The sequence below is a fragment of the Gordonia sp. Swx-4 genome, from assembly GCF_030316175.1.
Taxonomy (GTDB): domain Bacteria; phylum Actinomycetota; class Actinomycetes; order Mycobacteriales; family Mycobacteriaceae; genus Gordonia; species Gordonia alkanivorans.
On sequence record NZ_CP128197.1, the window covers coordinates 617,378 to 634,740 of the forward strand.

The 17,363-nt window shown below is 68.5% G+C and carries 14 protein-coding genes; 4 read left to right on the top strand and 10 right to left on the bottom strand.

Translation table 11 applies throughout. The features are described from left to right. Positions 1-8 precede the first annotated feature (8 nt). Genes PWF70_RS02805 through PWF70_RS02825 form a run of 5 tightly spaced genes read right to left on the bottom strand, consistent with a single transcriptional unit; the run spans position 9 to position 9,755 of the window. Complete coding sequence (locus PWF70_RS02805; RefSeq protein WP_006358119.1) at positions 9-1,493, bottom strand: condensation domain-containing protein; 1,485 nt, start codon at positions 1,491-1,493, stop codon at positions 9-11. Beyond that, complete coding sequence (locus tag PWF70_RS02810) at positions 1,481-3,841, bottom strand: penicillin acylase family protein (RefSeq protein WP_042377714.1); 2,361 nt, start codon at positions 3,839-3,841, stop codon at positions 1,481-1,483. Before PWF70_RS02810 ends, PWF70_RS02805 begins: the two co-directional genes overlap by 13 nt. After that, positions 3,838-5,637 (bottom strand): IucA/IucC family protein, encoded by a 1,800-nt coding sequence (locus PWF70_RS02815; protein WP_006358117.1) that lies wholly within the window; start codon positions 5,635-5,637, stop codon positions 3,838-3,840. The genes PWF70_RS02810 and PWF70_RS02815 overlap by 4 nt, the downstream gene beginning before the upstream one ends. Before the next feature lie 4 nt (positions 5,638-5,641). Beyond that, the gene (locus PWF70_RS02820; RefSeq protein ID WP_006358116.1) at positions 5,642-6,250 is read right to left on the bottom strand and encodes a GNAT family N-acetyltransferase; all 609 of its coding nucleotides are present in this window, start codon (positions 6,248-6,250) and stop codon (positions 5,642-5,644) included. A 49-nt stretch (positions 6,251-6,299) separates the two neighbouring features. Next, the gene (locus PWF70_RS02825; RefSeq protein ID WP_006358115.1) at positions 6,300-9,755 is read right to left on the bottom strand and encodes a non-ribosomal peptide synthetase; all 3,456 of its coding nucleotides are present in this window, start codon (positions 9,753-9,755) and stop codon (positions 6,300-6,302) included. A gap of 333 nt (positions 9,756-10,088) precedes the next feature. Here PWF70_RS02825 and mbtM point away from each other — a divergent pair, with 333 nt between their 5' ends. Next, a complete protein-coding gene (gene mbtM, locus PWF70_RS02830; protein WP_006358114.1) occupies positions 10,089-11,753 on the top strand; it encodes a long-chain-fatty acid--ACP ligase MbtM in 1,665 nt (554 codons plus the stop codon). After that, complete coding sequence (locus PWF70_RS02835) at positions 11,750-12,505, top strand: siderophore-interacting protein (protein ID WP_006358113.1); 756 nt, start codon at positions 11,750-11,752, stop codon at positions 12,503-12,505. The genes mbtM and PWF70_RS02835 overlap by 4 nt, the downstream gene beginning before the upstream one ends. 40 nt (positions 12,506-12,545) lie before the next feature. On the opposite strand, the gene PWF70_RS02840 is transcribed toward PWF70_RS02835, so the two are convergent. From PWF70_RS02840 to PWF70_RS02860, 5 genes are read right to left on the bottom strand one after another with little or no spacing between them, the layout of a single operon-like run. Further along, on the bottom strand, positions 12,546-13,331 hold the full coding sequence (locus PWF70_RS02840; RefSeq protein WP_006358112.1) for an exodeoxyribonuclease III: 786 nt from the start codon (positions 13,329-13,331) through the stop codon (positions 12,546-12,548). Beyond that, on the bottom strand, positions 13,332-13,844 hold the full coding sequence (locus PWF70_RS02845) for a barstar family protein (protein ID WP_006358111.1): 513 nt from the start codon (positions 13,842-13,844) through the stop codon (positions 13,332-13,334). It lies immediately after the preceding gene. After that, positions 13,841-14,452, bottom strand: a complete 612-nt coding sequence (locus PWF70_RS02850; protein WP_035755228.1) for a guanyl-specific ribonuclease — start codon at positions 14,450-14,452, stop codon at positions 13,841-13,843. The genes PWF70_RS02845 and PWF70_RS02850 overlap by 4 nt, the downstream gene beginning before the upstream one ends. Beyond that, a complete protein-coding gene (locus PWF70_RS02855) occupies positions 14,452-15,477 on the bottom strand; it encodes an N-acetylglutamate synthase, CG3035 family (RefSeq protein ID WP_006358109.1) in 1,026 nt (341 codons plus the stop codon). The genes PWF70_RS02850 and PWF70_RS02855 overlap by 1 nt, the downstream gene beginning before the upstream one ends. 30 nt (positions 15,478-15,507) lie before the next feature. Next, on the bottom strand, positions 15,508-16,122 hold the full coding sequence (locus PWF70_RS02860; RefSeq protein ID WP_006358108.1) for a peptide deformylase: 615 nt from the start codon (positions 16,120-16,122) through the stop codon (positions 15,508-15,510). 249 nt (positions 16,123-16,371) lie between these two features. Between PWF70_RS02860 and napA the strand changes: the two genes are divergently transcribed. Together napA and PWF70_RS02870 are read left to right on the top strand one after the other, a co-directional pair. Beyond that, a complete protein-coding gene (napA, locus tag PWF70_RS02865) occupies positions 16,372-16,716 on the top strand; it encodes a nucleoid-associated protein NapA (RefSeq protein ID WP_006358107.1) in 345 nt (114 codons plus the stop codon). A 47-nt stretch (positions 16,717-16,763) separates the two neighbouring features. Next, positions 16,764-17,249 (top strand): LytR C-terminal domain-containing protein, encoded by a 486-nt coding sequence (locus PWF70_RS02870; RefSeq protein ID WP_006358106.1) that lies wholly within the window; start codon positions 16,764-16,766, stop codon positions 17,247-17,249. Positions 17,250-17,363 lie beyond the last annotated feature (114 nt).

The window sequence follows — 17,363 nt, forward strand, 5'->3', positions numbered from 1 at the left end:
TCGTTCCGTCACGCCGGGACTCGTCTCTCGAGGTTCGCGAGGAGTTCGGCGACGGTGCCGTCCAGCGCGGCGGGGATGAGATCGACGAGTGCGGTCAACACCCCGGTGGAGCGTACGGCGATGTGGTCCGGAACTATTCCGGGCTGGTGGTCGACCTCCACATGGGTGGAGTGGTCGTCGGCTTCGAAGGCGATCGACAACGGATAGTTCGCGATGCCGTTAAACACCGATCGACAGGTGACCGGCGCGTGGTCGGGTTGCGGGATGCCGCGCAGCGGAGCGGGCCGCACCGAGGCCATGATCTCCATGATCGGGAACCGTCCGCCCTGCTGACGGAGTGCGGTCAGGATCGGCCCGAAGTCGGTGCCGGAGTGCTCCATCGCCCGGTAGATCACCGCGGCCGCGGTGCGCAGGGTCTGCTCGACGGTCGCGGTCGGATCGACGCGGAAACGCATCGGGATGATGTTGCCGCAGTAGCCGATGTGATGCGGCGACTGCGAGCGTCGTCGATTGTCGGCCGGGACGACGAGCACATGGTCGGATGCGCCGGTCAGCGCGTAGGCGGCCAGCGAGCACACGCCGATGAGCAGCGCATTCGGCGTCGCGCCGACCGTCTGCGCGACCCGGTCGAAGGCGGTCAGCGATTCGTCGGCGACCGGGGCGGCGACTTTGAGGCCCGCACGATCGTCCATGGGGGAGAGCCAGCTCTCCGCGGCGCTCTCGGCGGGCAGTTCGCCGGAGAGCGGGTGACGCACGTCCTCGGCGGCCCAGGTCGACAGCGCATGCCGCACAGCGGACTCGGCAGCCTCGGTCGCGGCGGCGGCATCCGGGGTTGCCGGGCGGGAATCGGCGTCGGCGTCCCCCGCCCATTCGCCCGACACGAGCGTGCCCAGCAGCAGTGGCCAGGAGGTGTCGTCGACCGCGAGGTGATGGACGACCAGGATCATCGTCACCTCTCCGTCCCGTCCCGACACACGCAGGCGCAACGGCACCTCGGAGAACAGGTCGAATGGTGTACGCGTCATCCGCGTTGCCACGGTGTCGATTTCTGCTGGGTCGATTTCTGCCGGGTCGGTGTCGGCCGACTCGTCCGCGACATCCTCGAAGCCCCAGGACCATACCGAATGCTCGGTGTCCCACTGGCCTTCTCGCTGCACCTGAACACGATGGGGCACATCCGCGTCGTCGACCTCGACGACCGACCGCAGCACCTCGAAACGCTCGACGAGCAGTTCCGCCGCGGCGACCACGGATTCGACGGTGCGACTGCCACCGAACTCCAGGACGAGACCGATGTTGTGGGACACCGATTCCGGGTCGAGCTCGTAGATCTTCCACATCCGGCGCTCGGCGATCCCGAACTGTCCGAACAAGGCCGGGGTCTCGGTGCGCGTGTCGGGCCGGGTTTCATCGGCCGGACCCGACAGCGCCCCGCCGGACTCCGCGATCCGTCGGCGCAGCAGTGTGAGTCGCGCTTCGGTCAACGTGGGCACGATTCCCCCTTCGTCGGAGTGGCAGTGGGAGTGGCGGTCGAAGTGGTCTGGTGGGTGGCTTCGGCGTCCTGTGCGCGCAGGGCCGCCCAGTCGCGGGCGACAGGGATCAGCCGGCCGTCGGCCCACAACCGGGCCTGGTCCTGGAAGTGTTCGGAGTCCGGGTCGCCGGAAGCGCCGAGCGGCACCACCCAACGGCTCGCGTGCGGATCGGCGAGATCCCAGACATAGCGGGCAGCGGAGCCGGTGATGCACACGTGGGTGCCGACCGCAGATGCGTTGGCGAACACGCACTCCGAATCCCCGGCAAGGGGCAGGGGGGTGGGTCGCAGCGTCGCGAACAGCTCCGGATGGCGAGGCGACGCGCCGACGAGATCGAACCCGTGGATCGGGGCGAGCACATGCACGGTGCCCCAGTCGGGGACGTGTCCGATCGTCTCGGTGCGGGCGACGACGGCGTCGAGCGCGGCGGCTGCGACCTCGTCGATGTCGATCCCGATCAGTGTGCAGTTGGCGATCATCGTCGTGATCGCGGTCGCGAGGCGGGGTTCCGGGACGAACCACGGCTGGAACACGGCGGGGAAGCCGTGCGGACCGCGCAGTGGCGCAAGGGCATCGGTGCGCGCGACGCCGAGTACGAGCTGGCTGCGGAACTCGGCGAACAGGAAGGCGTCGGTGCTGTCGGCAGCCATGGTGCGGTCCCAGGCCAGGATGCGCTGCCGGATGCCCTCGGCGGCCGGGGAATTGCCCACGACCCGGGCGAGGAGTTGCTGGACCACCGCGGCCTGGTCGAGGACGACGTCGCGGTGGATGTCGGCGCAATCCTCGGGATCGACAGTGTCGAGAGCATCGAGGCGGGTGGTGATCCGATCGGCGCGGAACGCCTCCACACACTCCGTCGTGATCGGTTGCAGCGCAGGAACCGCGGAAATCCGTTGGTTCGCGGTCACACTCACACCGCCGTCGGCGACTTTCGGATCGAAGCCCGGGTCGCCGAGCGAACCGGCTTCGTAGCCCTTCCACTGGTAGCGCTCGTCCCAGCCGGGAACAGGGAGCCAGTAGTTCTCCGGGGCGCGGACGGGAACGCGGCCGGCCACGTGGGTGACCGTGGTCCCGTCGCGGTGCGCGATGACGGCGCGGTTCACCGGTTCGACCCACGACGACAGTGCGGCTTCGACGTCGGAGACCGAGCGGGCGAACAGGAGGTCGAGTGGGGCGTCGAAGGTGACGTCCTCGGAGAGCAGCGGCGACCGCAGGCTCATCGCGAACGGCTCGTCCGGACCGCCGAAGACGACGGCACCGTTGTGGGTGGTGATCACCTCGACGGCAACAAATGCGGAGTCGCGGACGGCGATCTGCTCGGTGTGGACGGTCGCCGGGACGCGGTGTCCGCCGGGCACCTCGACGAGAAGTGTCCCGTCCTCGTCGCGGGTCAACCGCTCGACGTAGAGGTCCTGGTAGTCGGCCATCGCATTCGTGATGCCCCAGGCGATCTCGGGGCCCTGCGCGAAGTGTGGAACGCCGGGGACACCGGCGAAGGCGAAGCCCACCACGTCGAAGGACTGTGCCGGATCGGTCGAGGCGAGATGGAACTGCTCGTAGATGCCGGGCAGCTCGAGGAACCTGTGGGGATCGCCGGCCACGATCGGGGACCCGGTCGTGCTGCGGGCGGCGGACACCCCCCATGCGTTGCTGCCCGACATCGGATCACCCAGGTTGACGGTCTCACCGACGGGGGAACCCGCGGCAGGCGTGGGCCGCGTGAGGTCGAGGATCTCGCGCAAGAACTGTTGGTCCGGCATCGGCGGCACGGTCGGATCGTGCTCGCTGCCCTCGAATGCCCAGAACCGCAGCGCATCCGACCCGGTCGCGCGGCAGGCGTGCAGCCGGAACAGTTTCGTCGTGAACCGGCCGAACAGAACGTGGTGCATGATGAAGACCGAGATCGGGGTCCACGGCCGCCACGGTTCCGGCTCGTGGTCGAGTGCGGCGAGTTCCGGTGCGGGCGGCGCGGTCTCGGCAAGGGTGCTGTTCACGCCGTCGGCATAGGCGCGTAGCAGGCGTCGGGTGCGGTCGGACGACGCGTGGTACATCTGCTCGGCAACCGCGTCGAGCCGGGCGCGCCGCGCGAAGGTGTCCCATTCGACGCAGGATTCGCCGAACACCTCGGCGGTACGCCCCTCGGCGCGCAGACGCATGAACTCGATCTGCCAGCGGCGGTCCTGCCCGCAGGCGCGGCCCTGTCCGTACAGCGCGTCGGCCGGTGTGACGGCCAGAACATGCGGGATGCCGTGCGCGTCGCGCAGGATCTCCGCGGGGGACGTGTCGGGTGCCGGGGTCGTGACGGTCACTGGCGTCCCCGTTCGGCGACGGGATTGACGAGCCGGTGTCCGGCGTCGACGAGGGATGCGTAGGAGTCCTCGATGTCGACCATGCGCTTGTTGTTCCGCAGCTGCAGGCCGTTCATGTGTACCGCGCCGAACTCCGGTGCGAAGAGATCCCATTTCGCGAACTGGTCGGCAAGATCGGGATGCGTGTCGACGAACTCGCGCAGACTGTCGGCCACCAGGTCCCACAACTCCTCGTCGGTCACGAGTCGGTGGGTGTGGAGGACATCCGCCAGCGGACGCAGGTAGTCGTCGAAGACGTCCGAGAGCACGCCGAGGTTGCGGATCTCGTCGGGCTCGGTGGTGAGGACGCGAGCGCAGCTCTCCGGCAAATCCTCCGGCTCGCCGAAGACCGACACCTCCTCGCCGATGTCCTTGAGGATCGCGCGGACCGGAACCCCTTCGTCGAGAACGAGGATCAGGTTCTCGCCGTGGGGGGAGAACTTCAGCTCGTACCGGTACAGCAGGTAGGCGATCGGGTGGAGGTATGTGCGCAGGTAGCGCCGGATCCATTCGGCGGCCGGTATCCCCGACCGCGCGATGAATGCGCCCACCAGTGGGTCGCCGTGGTGGTCGACGTGCAGGAGCGCGGCCATGGTGGAGAGCTGCTCGCCGCCACGCACCAGTGTGACCGGACTCTGGCGCCACAGCGCCGAGAGGATCTTGCGGTACTCCGACCCCGGCTGGGTGATCGGGGTGAAGGTGGGACTGCGGTAACCGATGGCGGCGACCTCGAAGATCATCTCGAAGCCGATTGCGGCGAGATACGGGTCGTCGGCGACGAGTCCGCGGACCCAGTTGTTGATCAGCGGGGTGGTGCGCATGTAGTCCGCCGACATGCCCCGGGTGAAGCCCATGTTCACGATCGACAGGGCGCCCTTCACGTAGTGACGGGTGGGCGTAGTCGCGTTGAAGACCGTGCGGATCGACTGCTGCGCCTGGTACAGATCGGGGCTCTCGCCCACGAACACGATGCGGCGGTCGGCGAGATCGGCCGAGTAGAGCTTCCGGACCTTCTCCGTCCACTGCCACGGATGAACGGGCAGATAGCGGTAATCGTCGGGATCACAACCGGATTCGCGAAGCACTGTATCGAACTCCGCCAGGGTGTCGGCGCCGAGTTCGTCGACGAGCATGGCGTCGTAGTCGACGCCGCTCACCGTCGCCACGTCGCAGTCCTCACGGCGGGCGGCGACCCAGACGAGCCGGAAGTGGTTGCCGACCTCCGGTGCGTAACGGTCGATGTCGTCGGCGCTGAAGCCGAGGCGCCCGGCGTTCGCCACGATGCACGGGTGACCCTCGGTCATCGTCCTCTCGATGGTCTGGAAGTCCGCGTGCGCGAGATCGGCTGCGGTGATGCGTCGTTCGTCAGGCCGGTCGGCACTGATCGCGAGAGTGCTGATGAACTCCTCGAGGTACTCCGGCAGCGCCTGCGGGCCGATGCCGAGCATCGGGGCGAGGTCGACGACCAGCGCGACGGCGTCGACGGGCAGTTCCTCCCCATCGCGCACCCGGCGCAACGAGGACTCCTCGATCGCCCAGTTCTCCAGGGACAGGACCTCGGCACGGAAGTGATAGTCGGTGCGGCCGTCGGCGGAACCGACCACGTAGCGACCCGGGCCGGTCTCGACCGGACTCAAGGCGCGTTCGTGGGAGAACTCGGCCAGGATCTTCCGCGCGATCCTGCGGTGATACACCTGCCGATACGACACGGTGTCCGTCTGCCCGGTCCGTGCGGGACGGATCTGTTCGATCGTCAACGGGCTACGCTCCCAGGTCCGTAACCTCGACGGCGCCGACACTGGTGCCGCCGGCGGTGACGCGGAGGAAGTCGTCTCGCGTGCAGTAGCTCAGGTGTGCGGTCTTGTTGCCGACCGGGTAGTCGCCGTCGACCCGGAAGCCGACGCTCGCGTTGAGGCGGTGCACCGCGGTGTTGCGGACGTCGGGTTCGACGACCACCCGCGCGGCGCCGACCTCGAGGATCGCCGTCCGCATGATGTGCAGCATCACCGTGCCGGTGAAGCCGGGCAGGGCCTGCTCGGAGTGGGCCACGAGCAGATGCATCCCGATGTCGCCCTCGGCGTGGACGTAACCGCTTGCGGGGTCGGCGAGTTCGCTGGTCTGCGGATCGTACAGTTCGAACAGGAACTGCGGCCGCCCGTCGTGGTAGCCCAGGCGCATGCCGTAGGGCGTACCGGCCGTTGCCGCCGCGGTGTCCCGGATCATCTTCTCCACGTCCGCGACGGAGCTCTCCAGCATGTCCCAGTACTTGGCCTTGGGATGGGTCAGCCACCCGTGGACCGTGATGGCGTGCGACACGTCGTCGAGATCGACCGAGTGCAGGTCGTACGTGGGTGCCGATGAAGTGGTCATGATGCCTTTGCTGTCGGGGTGTCTGGTGGAAGCGGGCCTGCTGGATGCGTCAGGTGCCGGCGAGTTCGGCATCCACCTGTTGGTCGGAGAGGGCCACGACGTCGAGGAGGATCGCGGCGACCCGCTCGACCCGGGTGCCTTCGAGGGCGGTGAGCCGCTCGGCGAGACCCGCGATCGTCCGGTGACCGAAGATGTCGGCGACCGACAGTCGCGGGGCGTCGAGCCAGGTGCGGGACAGGGCCACGAGTCGGGTGGCCTGCACCGAGTCACCGCCGAGTGAGATGAAGTCCTCGGTGACGCCGATCGGCCGGACGGGCAGCACCTCGGAGAAGATCACGACGAGCGCCTCCTCGAGCGGGGTGCGCGGTGCGACGACCTGTGGGCCGCCCTCGGCGGTGTCGACGAGTGCCGCCAGGGCCTTGCGGTCGTACTTCCCGTTCGCGGTCAACGGCAACGCGTCGAGGACGGTGACAGTCCGCGGGATCATGTGCGGCGGAAGGGACTCGGACAGACGGTCCCGGATCGCGTTCTCGTCGATGACCGTTCCGGCGGCAACGACCGCGGCTTGAAGATCCCGGCCGTCGGACCAGGCGACCGCCGACGCGACCTCGTCGAGAGCGAGCAGGCCTGCTTCGACCTCGCCTAGCTCCACGCGATAGCCGCGGACCTTCACCATGTGGTCGGCGCGGCCGAGGAAGTCGAGGAAACCGCCGGGTAGGTACCGGGCGAGATCGCCTGTGCGATACCACTTCTCGCCGTCGTGATGAACGAAACGATCGGCGGTGCGCTCGGGATCGCCACGATAACCGTCGGCGACGCCGGCGCCACCGATCCACAGTTCGCCGGGGACGAGGTCGGGCCGATCGCGGCCGGTCTCGTCGACGACTCGGCAGCGAACGCCGCGCAGCGGAACACCGTAGGGCACGAACGCCATTCCGGCCGGGACGTCGTCCGCCTCGCAGATGGTGGAGTGGATGGCGGTCTCGGTGGTACCGCCCAGTCCGGCGACGCGGCAGTCGGGCAGTTGTGTGGCGACTCGTTCGAGCAGCGAGACGTCGACCTTGTCGCCGCCCATGATGATCATCCGCATCGATGGCGGCAGTGAATCGATGTCGAGGATCATCCCGAGGATCGACGGCACGCAGTTGAGCACGGACACCGAGTGTTCGGCGAGGAGTCGCACCCAGTCATCGACCTTGGTGCGTTCGTCGTCGCCGGGTACGACGACGGCGCCGCCGACCGCGAGGAGACCGAAGATGTCGAAGACGGAGAGGTCGAACTCGAGCGAGGAGACCTGCAGGCTGCGGTCACGGGCGTCGATCGAGTAACGGTCGACGAGGTCGGAGATGGTGGCCACCGCGGCGCGATGGGGGACCTGGACGCCCTTGGGCAGTCCCGTCGATCCGGACGTGAACAGGATGTAGGCCAACTCCTCGCCGGTGACCTCCACCGGGTCGACCGGTGCTGAGGTGCGTGCCGCGTCGAGGTCGATGACGGTGGGGCCGTTGGACTCCGTCCAGGCGTCGACATCGGCGGTGAGCACGGCGCGTGGTCCGGCGATGGAGACGATGCGGTCTCGTCGGGTCGCGGGCTGCGTCGGCGCGATCGGCACGTAGGCGGCGCCCACGGCCAGGACGGCGAGCGCGGCGACGACCTGGTCGCCACCCTTGGGCAGGTTGACGACGACGGTGTCGCCGGTGCAGACGCCCGCGGCGGCGAGTGCGCCCGCCACCCGAAGTGCCTCGTCGGTGAGTTCGCCGTGCGTCCACGTCCGGGAATCGGTGGTGACCGCCGGGGTCGTCGGCCGTTGCGCCGCGCGACCGAAGATCGTGCCGTGCAGTGTCCCGTCGAAGGTGTCGGTGTCGGGCAGCGGTCGCTCGACCGAAAGTCGCTGTGCACGGACGTCATCGGCGACCGGGTCGGGTGCCGGGACATCCCATTCGCCGTCGACGAGGAGACCGAGAAGCCGGACGTAGTAGTCGAACATCGCGCGGGCAGTGGACTCGTCGAGGTCGGACACCCGGACGTCCCAGTTCAGGAGCAGTCCCCCGGCGATCTCGGTGACCTGGGCGTCGAGCAGCACCTGGGGCCCCTGCGACACGATCCAGGCGGGGTCGCCGAGGACGTCGGTCGCCTGAGGGGAGAACAGGTCGCCGAGCCCGAGCGCGCTGGTGAACACGACCGGCGAGATGACGGATTCGCCTCGGGCTCGGCCGAGTTCGCGGAGGACGTCGAGACCGCTCATCGATCCGTGAGCAGCGGCATCGTGCATCGCCGAGCGCATCTGGCGTGCACGCTCGGCGAGCGTTGCCGATTCGCTCAGGTCGGCCTCGACGAGGATCGACGAGGTGAAGTCGCCGACCACACGCTCGACGTCGGCATGGATCCGGGGACGATCGAACAGCGGAACGGTCAGCAGGAAACGGGAATTCGCCGCATGGGTGCCGACCGCCTCGGCGAAGACCGCCGCCACCGCGGCCGCGGGGGTCACACCTCGACGATGGGCGTGCTCCTCGAGACGCTTCCATTCCGAGGCCGAGACCGAATGGTGCAAGCGGACGCTGCGCGGCTCCACCTCGCCGCGGGCGGCGCGGTCGTCGAGCGGGAGTTCCGGCGGTCCGGGCAGGTGCGGGATGCGCTCCCGCCACCAGGCGAGGTCTTCGTCGCGGATCTCGCGGGAGGTTCGGTCGGCGGTGATCGTCGCGAAGGTGACACCCAGTTCGGGCAGGGTCTCCCCGCGGTAGAGGCGAGCGAAGTCGTCGACGAGGACGCGGTAGCTCATGGCGTCGGCCGCGATCATGTCGACGTCGAGGTGCACGCGGGTGGACCCGTCGGGCAGCAGACTCAGTTCCGCGCGGATGACCGCGCCCTCTTCGACGGGCAGGGTGCGATGCGTTCCGTGGGAACGCGTTTCGGCGAGTATCTTCTCGACCATCTCGGCCGACTGGCTGCGCAGATCGTGAACGGCGATCGCGTCCGGGTGTGCGGGCCCGACGACCTGCGTGCCGTCGGGGAGCACACGGACCCGCAGCATCGGATGACGCTCCATCAGCTCACCCATGGCGGTGGTGAAGCGGTCGGGATCGAGGCCGTGGCCGTCGAACTCGATGTAGAGGTGCGCGGCCACATTGCCGAACGCATGGCTGTCGGACCGTCCGATCCAATAGGCGTGCTGCATCGGCGCCAGTGGGAAAGGTGCTGTGGGATCGACGTTCTCCGGCGATGCGCTCATCTCCGCGGGAGTCGACGGTCCGCCGAGGAGCGCGGTCCAGGCGTCGAGGGTGGGGGAGGCGGCGAGGCGGGCGAAGTCGATGTCGATGCCGCGTTTGCGCCAGGTGCCGGCCAGTCGCATCATGCGCAGGGAGTCGAGGCCCTGGGCGATGAGGTCTCCGGTGGGGTCGAGGGACTCAGGTGTGACGCCGAGGGCGGCAGCGACCTGGGCCCGGATGTCGGCGGGGCTGACGAGGTCCGCGATGGGGGGAGTCATCTCAGGATTCGTGGCCATCAGCCGATTGCCTCTCGCGGGTCGGAAACGTCTTTCACTCGAGCACTCTGCCCAATTTAGGGTAGGTTATACTAACTAGTCGCTGTACGAAACGCCCGCTCCGGGCACTAGACTTAGGTAAGCCTAAGTTGCGGACCGTCGTCTGGCCAGATGATCTGAATCACGCCGCCATCGACGGTGGACGGGCTCTTGTGCGCTATGAAGTTTAGGCTAACCTATCCAAGGGTGGCGGGCCGACACCGGGCGCCGCGACCCGCGCGATACATGCGAACCGGACGCATCCACACGAACACGACAGCCGACACACGCGGTCGGCGAGAACGGGGAACGAACATGTCGCAGAGCAGCGTGGTTCTGGAGGAAACAGGCTCGACCAACACCCTCGCGGCGACCGTCCGCGAGGCGATGCTGGCCGGGGACACCACGCTGTCCGTGCTCGACTCCGAATCCGGCGAATGGGTGATCGCGCCCTGGCGCGAGGTTCACGCGCGCGCCGAACAGATCGCGGTGCAGCTCCTCGCCGACAGTGACCTGCACGAGCCGCTCGCCGTCGGTCTCATCGGCGATCCCACGGTCGACCTCATCGCTGCGATCCAGGGCGCATGGCTCGCCGGCGTTCCGGTGAGCATCCTGCCCGGACCCATCCGCGGAGCCGACGAGAGCCGCTGGGCGGAGACCACCTACAGGCGATTCGTCTCGATCGGCGTCGGCACCGTCCTCGGGAGCGGCTCCCAGCTCGATCTGCTCACCAAGGTCGACGGGCAGCTCCGCATCGCTAGGGTCGCCGAATACGGGATCGCCGCCGACACCAGCGGCTTCGTCGCCCGCAATGTCAACCCCAACAGCGTCGCGGTCCTGCAGGGCACCGCCGGATCGACCGGTGATCCGAAGACCGCGGTCCTCACGGCGTCGGCGGTGTACTCCAACGCCATCGAATTGGTGAGCCGCCTGGGTATGCACCGCACCCGCGACACCGGGTTCACCTGGTTGCCGCTCTACCACGACATGGGACTGATGTTCCTCCTCGCCGGAATGACGACGGGCATCCCCGCCTACGTGGTGCCGAACACGGCCTTCGCGGCCGCGCCGTTCAAGTGGATGCAGTGGCTGACCGAGACGAAGGCCACCGTCACCGCCGCCCCGAACTTCGCCTACGACATCCTCGGACGCTACGGAAAGCTCCTGCGCGACATCGACCTGTCGAACCTCCGTGTCGCGATCAGCGGCGGCGAACCCATCGACGCCGACGCCTTCGACAAGTTCCTGGAGGCCACGGCGCCGTTCGGCTTCGAGCCTTCGGCCGCCGCACCCGCCTACGGTATGGCCGAATCCGCCTGTGCCGTCACGATGCCCGCGGTCGGCGAGGGCGCGCACTACGACGAGGTCACCGTGACCCCGCCCGGCGGTGGCGAACCCATCCGCCGGCGATACGCGCTCCTCGGAAAGCCGCTGGGCGGCATGCAGGTTCGGATCGTCGAACCGAATGTGGACGTTCCGGTCATCGACGGGCGTTCGGTCGGGCACGTTGAGATCCGGGGTACCTCGATGATGCGCGGTTATCTCGGCGGCCCCGACCTCGGTGCGGGGGAATGGTTCGCCACCGGAGACCTCGGTTACCTGATCGACGACCGACTGGTCATCTGTGGACGCGCCAAAGAGGTCATCATCGTCGCCGGCCGCAACCTGTTCCCGATCGAGATCGAGCGTGCCGCCGCGGAGGTCGCGGGCGTGCGCCGGGGCGGTGTGGTCGCGATGGCCCGCGGTGAGGGCTCGTCGCGCCCGGGTCTGGTGATCCTCGCCGAGTACAAGGGTTCGGACCCGGACAAGGCTCGCGCCGAGGTCAACTCGGAGGTGGCGTCGGCGTGCGGGATCATGCCCGCCGAGGTGATCTTCGTGGCACCCGACGCGGTTCCGCGCACCACGTCGGGCAAGATCCGTCGCCTCGAGACCCGGCAGATGGTCGAGGACGGGGCGTTCGAAACCATCGGACAGAAGTGAGTCAAGTCGCGACGAAGGGCCGCGGCTGGCAGGGCGCCGTCCTCAAACTCCTCGGCGGCGACGACTTCGAGCTGACCGTGACCGGCACCCAGGTCGTCACCGATCACTATGTGCGCCTGACGTTCACCGGCGGCGGTCTTCTGGCGAAGCGGGCACTGCACCCCACTATGTGGATCCGGATGTGGTTCGACGACGCGGGCAAACTCCACCAGCGCGGCTACACCCTGGTCGACGCCGATCCCGCAGCCGACACCTTCGGCATCGAGTTCGCCCTCCACAACGGCATCGCGGCCCGCTGGGCTCAGCACGCGCGGGTCGGGGACACGATCACCGCCACCGTGATGGGTTCCAAGTTCACGATGCCCGGCGACGAGGTCCGCGGCTGGATCATCGCCGGCGACCCGGCCTCGCTCCCGGCGATCAACTCGCTGCTCGACGCGATCGGTGCCTCCGGCAGACCGGAGACGCCCGCGACGTTGTGGTTGGAGTACCAGCACGAGAGCGACAAGGCCCTGCCGGTGCGGGCCCGCGCACATGACACCATCCACTGGATCGCGCGTGAACACGACGGCGTCGCCCTCGTCGACGCGGTGCGGTCCTCGGCATTCGCCGCGGGCGACCACTTCGGTTGGGTCGCACTCGATTCGGTGAGCACCCGTGCGGTCGCGGCGTCGCTGAAGGACGAGTACGGCATCCCCAAGAAGTCGGTGAAGGCACAGGCCTACTGGATTCCGGGCAAGTCCTTCGCCTGACCCTTCGAGACGCTCGCAAGCTCGCTCCTCAGGGAGCGGGTTATCCGAGGTCGAAGACGACCGGCGCGTGATCGCTGGCGCCCTTGCGTTTCCGCGCCTCGCGGTCGATGTGCGCGCCCATGACACGCGTGTCGAGTGCAGGTGAGCAGAACGCGTAGTCGATGCGCATGCCCTCGTTGCGGGGGAACCGCAACTGCGTGTAATCCCAGAACGTGTAGCCCGGGGCATAGGGGAGGGCGGAGTCGACCAGGCCGCCGTCCAGGAACCGCTGCACCGCAGCGCGTTCCGGTGGCGTGACGTGGGTGCGTCCCTCGAAGTACGTGCGATCCCAGACGTCGTCGTCGGTCTGCGCGACGTTCCAGTCGCCGGCCAGCATCATCTCGGCGGCGGGGTCGTGGGCCAGACGCAACGCGATGTGGTCACCGAGGGCGTCGAGCCAACGGAGCTTGTACTCGTAGTGCGGGTCCTCGGGTGTCCGCCCGTTGGGCACGTACAGGCTCCACACCCGGATTCCCGCGCACACCGCCGAGATCGCGCGGGCCTCACGGATCGGCTGGTTGTCGACCGGATACGTGGGTACCCCGTCGAAGGCGATCTCGACGGCGTCGAGTCCGATTCGCGATGCGATCGCCACACCGTTGTAGGCGCCCTGCCCGACGTGGGCGACGTCGTACCCGGACGCAAGGAAGCTCATCAGCGGGAAAGCGTCGTCGTGACACTTGGTCTCCTGCATCGCGAGGACGTCGATATCGGCCGATTCCATCCACTCGACCACCGATTCCGATCGTGCGCGGATGGAGTTGACGTTCCACGTGGCGAACCGCATTCAGCACTCCCCGATGCTGTCGAGGTCGGCGACCGGCACACCGGCGCCGTCCCAGCGCGTGCGTACGGCCGAGGCGCGTGACGAGGAGGTCGACAGGACCAGTGCGAAAGTCCGCCCCAGGTCGCGATAGTGATCGCGGTAGAAGCCGATCGAGTCGGCGAACCAGGTGAAGGTCGCGTCGTCCTCGTCGAGCAGGCGGTGAGCCTGGGTGACGTGGGTGACGATGGAAGCCGGAGTGCGGCCGTCGGCATCGGGGGCGTCGAGATCGCGCATGCAGTCGTCGAAGGCATCTCGGTTGCGGCCGAAGTGATCGGGGAAGTCCCACACGCGCGCGAAGGCGGTGTACATGGCCCCGGTGGTGGTCGCCGCGGTGCCGCTGATGGTGCGCAGGCGGACGCCTGGACCGAGGTCGGGCAACTCCGGGGAGAGCGTGAGTCCGACCGCCGGGCCGTCGTTCCCCGCGCCGTCGAGGAAACGGCGGAGGCGACTGCCGAAATCGTCGTGCGAGGTCATGACGGTCCTCGAATCAGGATGAACGAGCGGTAGTGATCGGCTGTGTACCAGGCGGTTCCGTCGCTCCCGGTGACGATCCGCTCGGCGTCCCGGCTGCGGCCGGGCTCCTTCGGGTTGACGTCCCATTCCCGGTATGCGACACGGCGGCCGTCGGCATCCGTGGCCGGCAGACGACGCTCGTTGTTACGGAAGGTGATCCCGCCCTTCGTCCCCGGTGCGCGGGCGGCCTCCGGCCACTCGCCGGCGTCGATGAGCGCGAGGGTGCGCGTGACGTGCGCGGGGGCCGCCGCGGGTGCCGGCGTCTTCGCCGTGGAGGTCCTCGTCCTGCTCGACTTCGGGGCCGTGGTCTCGGAAGTTGTGTTGCGGGCCGTCGACTCGGCTGTGGTCGACGTGGCAGCAGTGGTCTTGCCGGCCGACGTCCGGACGGTCGAACTCTTCGACGAGGCCGAACCCGCGGTGACCGACTCGTCGGCGCCGGAATCGCTGCCGCTGTTGATGAACCAGGTGATCGCGAACACCAGCGCGATGACGACGAAGGCGGCCGCGGTGATCACCGCCTGCCGGCGGCGTTGGGCAACGGCCGGCGTCGAGCGTGAACGGCTTGGCATCAGAGTTCCTGGGGTGCGGGGTCGGGGGTGACGTACCGGTAGCTGTGGTGCAGGCCGAAGCCGAGTCGGCGGTACCAGGCGCCGGCGAGGCGGTTTGTCGTCTCGACCTGCAGGTACGCACGAGCGGCGCCCTGCTGAGCGCCCCATGCCACCAGCTCGGCGAGGATCTGCGAGGACAACCCCCTCCGGCGTCGTTCCGGGTCGGTCCACAGTGCCGACAGTCCCAACCACCGTCGGCCGTCCGGGGATTCGGTGACCACGCCGCGGCCGATCGCGATGACCGCCGATGACTCGTCGCGGATCGCGGCGAAGACCGGCGGCCCGTCGCCGGCGGTCACCACCTGCCGTACGGCGTCGGTGGCGTCCTCGACGTCGGTGTCTTCGCCGGCACGGTGCCCGGTGTAGGCGGCGAGCCATTCGGCATGCGGCTCGTCGGATAGACGAACTGCGTCGGAACGGGACCCGGCCAGCCGTGCCGTCAGCGGCGCCGCGTCGCAGGTGAGCATCTGCACCTCGATGTCCTGGACGCCGCCGACGGTGGCGGCCTTCACCAGGCGCTCGGGAAGTGCGAGAAGGGGCGGCAGGTCCCGTTCGGCGTACCACCGCGCGATCCGGGCGAGCGTCGTCGCGTCCGGGTGGGCCGACATGTCCAGTGGGATCGCGGAGTTCGCGCGGCGGCTGAACCCGTGTCCGGCGCGGACGAACCACCCGGCGATCCACGCGGTCTCCACTCCCGGCCAGGATCGTGCCGCGACACCCTCCAGGGCGCGGATCTCCTTGTTACGCACCGGCGTCGCCGAGAGGAGCCGCACCGAGGTGACGGTGGCAGCGGGGATCGACACCACCTCGCCGTCGCGTTCGAGGCGAAGCGGATCGGTGTCGTCGAGCAGGACGCCGGTGACATCCGATTGCGCCGCATCGGGATTGCCGCGCCAGTCTGCGGGCGTCGAGTCACCCAGCAGATAGCGCACGACGACCCGGTCGCCGATCACGGCGCCCGACTTCGTCGTGTGCAGCTGGGACACTGTCGCCCGGTGTGGCCTGATCAGTGGCGGTCAGTCGTCGTCGTCATCGTCGTCGTGCCCGAACGGGTCGGCGACGGCGCCCGGCAGCCAGGTCAGTCCGGGGACACCCCACTTGTTGCGCTTGATGGCCTTCTTCGCGGCGCGCGCATTGCGGCCGACGAGCACGTCGACATAGAGGAAGCCGTCGAGGTGGCCGACCTCGTGCTGCAGCATCCGGGCGAAGAAGCCGTTGCCCTCGATGACGATCTCGGCGCCGGTCCGGTCGACGCCGGTGACGCGTGCCCAGTCGGCGCGGCCGGTGGGGAACTGCTCGCCCGGCACCGACAAGCAACCCTCGTCGTTGTCGTCGGGATCGGGCATGGTCTCGGGGATCTCGGAGGTCTCCAGGACCGGGTTGATCACCTCGCCGCGGCGTCGGGTCGCCATGCGGTCGCCGTCGGGGCAGTCGTAGACGAACATGCGTGACCCGACCCCGACCTGGTTGGCGGCCAGTCCGACGCCGTGGGCGGCATCCATGGTCTCGAACATGTCGTCGAGGAGGGTGATGACCTCCGGCGACGGACGGCCGTCCGCGTCGAGTGGGACCGGGGAGGTGGGCTGGTGCAGCACCGGCTCGCCCACGATGCAGATCGGGAGAATCGCCATGTCGATCACCCTAACGCTGCTCAGAGCGCCGCAACGACGCCGGGTACGGCGTCGCGGACCGGCCGTGCGTCGTGGCGAGTCACAGCACGATCGGACGCCCTGACCGTGGTTAGATTGTCTGCGAACCACACTGTTGTGATTCGTCGCCGTGCCGCCGATGTCCGATTCGTTCCGTCTGGATCGGCCCGCCGGTTCCGTGCACGTCAGCGACGGTGTGAGGGTCATCAGGTTTATCGGTGAGGGAGTGAGATGGACGGCGCAACCGCGCGTAGCCAGAACGACGGCGAGCAACCCACCCCCGACAACGGAGCCCAGCCCGACCCGCACGAGGTCGGTGCGGACGGTCTGTCGCGCCGAGAACACGACATCCTGGCCTTCGAACGTCAGTGGTGGAAGTACGCCGGCGCCAAGGAAGAAGCCATCAAGGAACTGTTCGGCCTGTCGGCGACCCGGTACTACCAGGTGCTCAACGCGCTGGTCGACCGGCCGGAGGCACTGGCCGCGGATCCCATGCTCGTCAAGCGACTCCGCCGCCTCCGTGCGTCGCGCCAGAAGGCCCGCGCCGCGCGCCGTCTGGGCTTCGAGATCACCTGAGACGCTGACCCCGGTCAGCCACCCGAGGTGCGTTAAGGTCGTCGGTGATGAATGCAGACCGTGAGCCCAATCGCCTGCCGCTGCGCGCGGGGGCGATGATGCTCTTCGCAGTGGCCGTCGTCTTCATCGGGCTCGGCTGGCATTCCGCGGCGACCTCGGGAAGCGAACCCCAGGCCACCGAGACCACCGCGACCGCCACCCCGACACCCGCCTCCACCACGTCGTCGACCTCCGCGTCGTCGACGACGAAGCGGGTGTGCGTGATCAACGCCGGTCAGGTGTCCGGACTCGCCTCGGATGTGAGTGACCTGCTGAAGGAGAAGGGCTACACGATGGCCCAGCCCGGCAACTACACCGCCGGCGGTTTCAGCGAGAACACGATCTTCTACGACTCGGACTCCGACAAGGCCCAGGCCGACGAGCTTGCGAAGGCACTGGGCGGCACGGTCTCGGTCGAGGAGCGTCCCAGCTCGTTCACCCGATGCAAGGGCGGGGTCCCGGTGATCGTGGTGACCGCGGTCAGTGGATCGTGACGCACGCGGCCGGACTATCGTCGAATCATTCGCACAACTTCAACAGCGCGCAGTGCAGTCGTCGCGCACCGTTGGGCCGACGCCCAGTGAACCGCCCACAGCCGGGCGAAGCCC

What these genes read in the sequence shown, in the direction of transcription:
- PWF70_RS02820 (WP_006358116.1), bottom strand. Translation starts at nt 6,250, where the DNA reads ATGACCACTTCATCGGCACCCACGTACGACCTGCACTCGGTCGATCTC.
- PWF70_RS02825 (WP_006358115.1), bottom strand. Translation starts at nt 9,755, where the DNA reads ATGGCCACGAATCCTGAGATGACTCCCCCCATCGCGGACCTCGTCAGC.
- mbtM (WP_006358114.1), top strand. Translation starts at nt 10,089, where the DNA reads ATGTCGCAGAGCAGCGTGGTTCTGGAGGAAACAGGCTCGACCAACACC.
- PWF70_RS02840 (WP_006358112.1), bottom strand. Translation starts at nt 13,331, where the DNA reads ATGCGGTTCGCCACGTGGAACGTCAACTCCATCCGCGCACGATCGGAA.
- PWF70_RS02845 (WP_006358111.1), bottom strand. Translation starts at nt 13,844, where the DNA reads ATGACCTCGCACGACGATTTCGGCAGTCGCCTCCGCCGTTTCCTCGAC.
- PWF70_RS02850 (WP_035755228.1), bottom strand. Translation starts at nt 14,452, where the DNA reads ATGCCAAGCCGTTCACGCTCGACGCCGGCCGTTGCCCAACGCCGCCGG.
- PWF70_RS02860 (WP_006358108.1), bottom strand. Translation starts at nt 16,122, where the DNA reads ATGGCGATTCTCCCGATCTGCATCGTGGGCGAGCCGGTGCTGCACCAG.
- napA (WP_006358107.1), top strand. Translation starts at nt 16,372, where the DNA reads ATGGACGGCGCAACCGCGCGTAGCCAGAACGACGGCGAGCAACCCACC.
- PWF70_RS02870 (WP_006358106.1), top strand. Translation starts at nt 16,764, where the DNA reads ATGAATGCAGACCGTGAGCCCAATCGCCTGCCGCTGCGCGCGGGGGCG.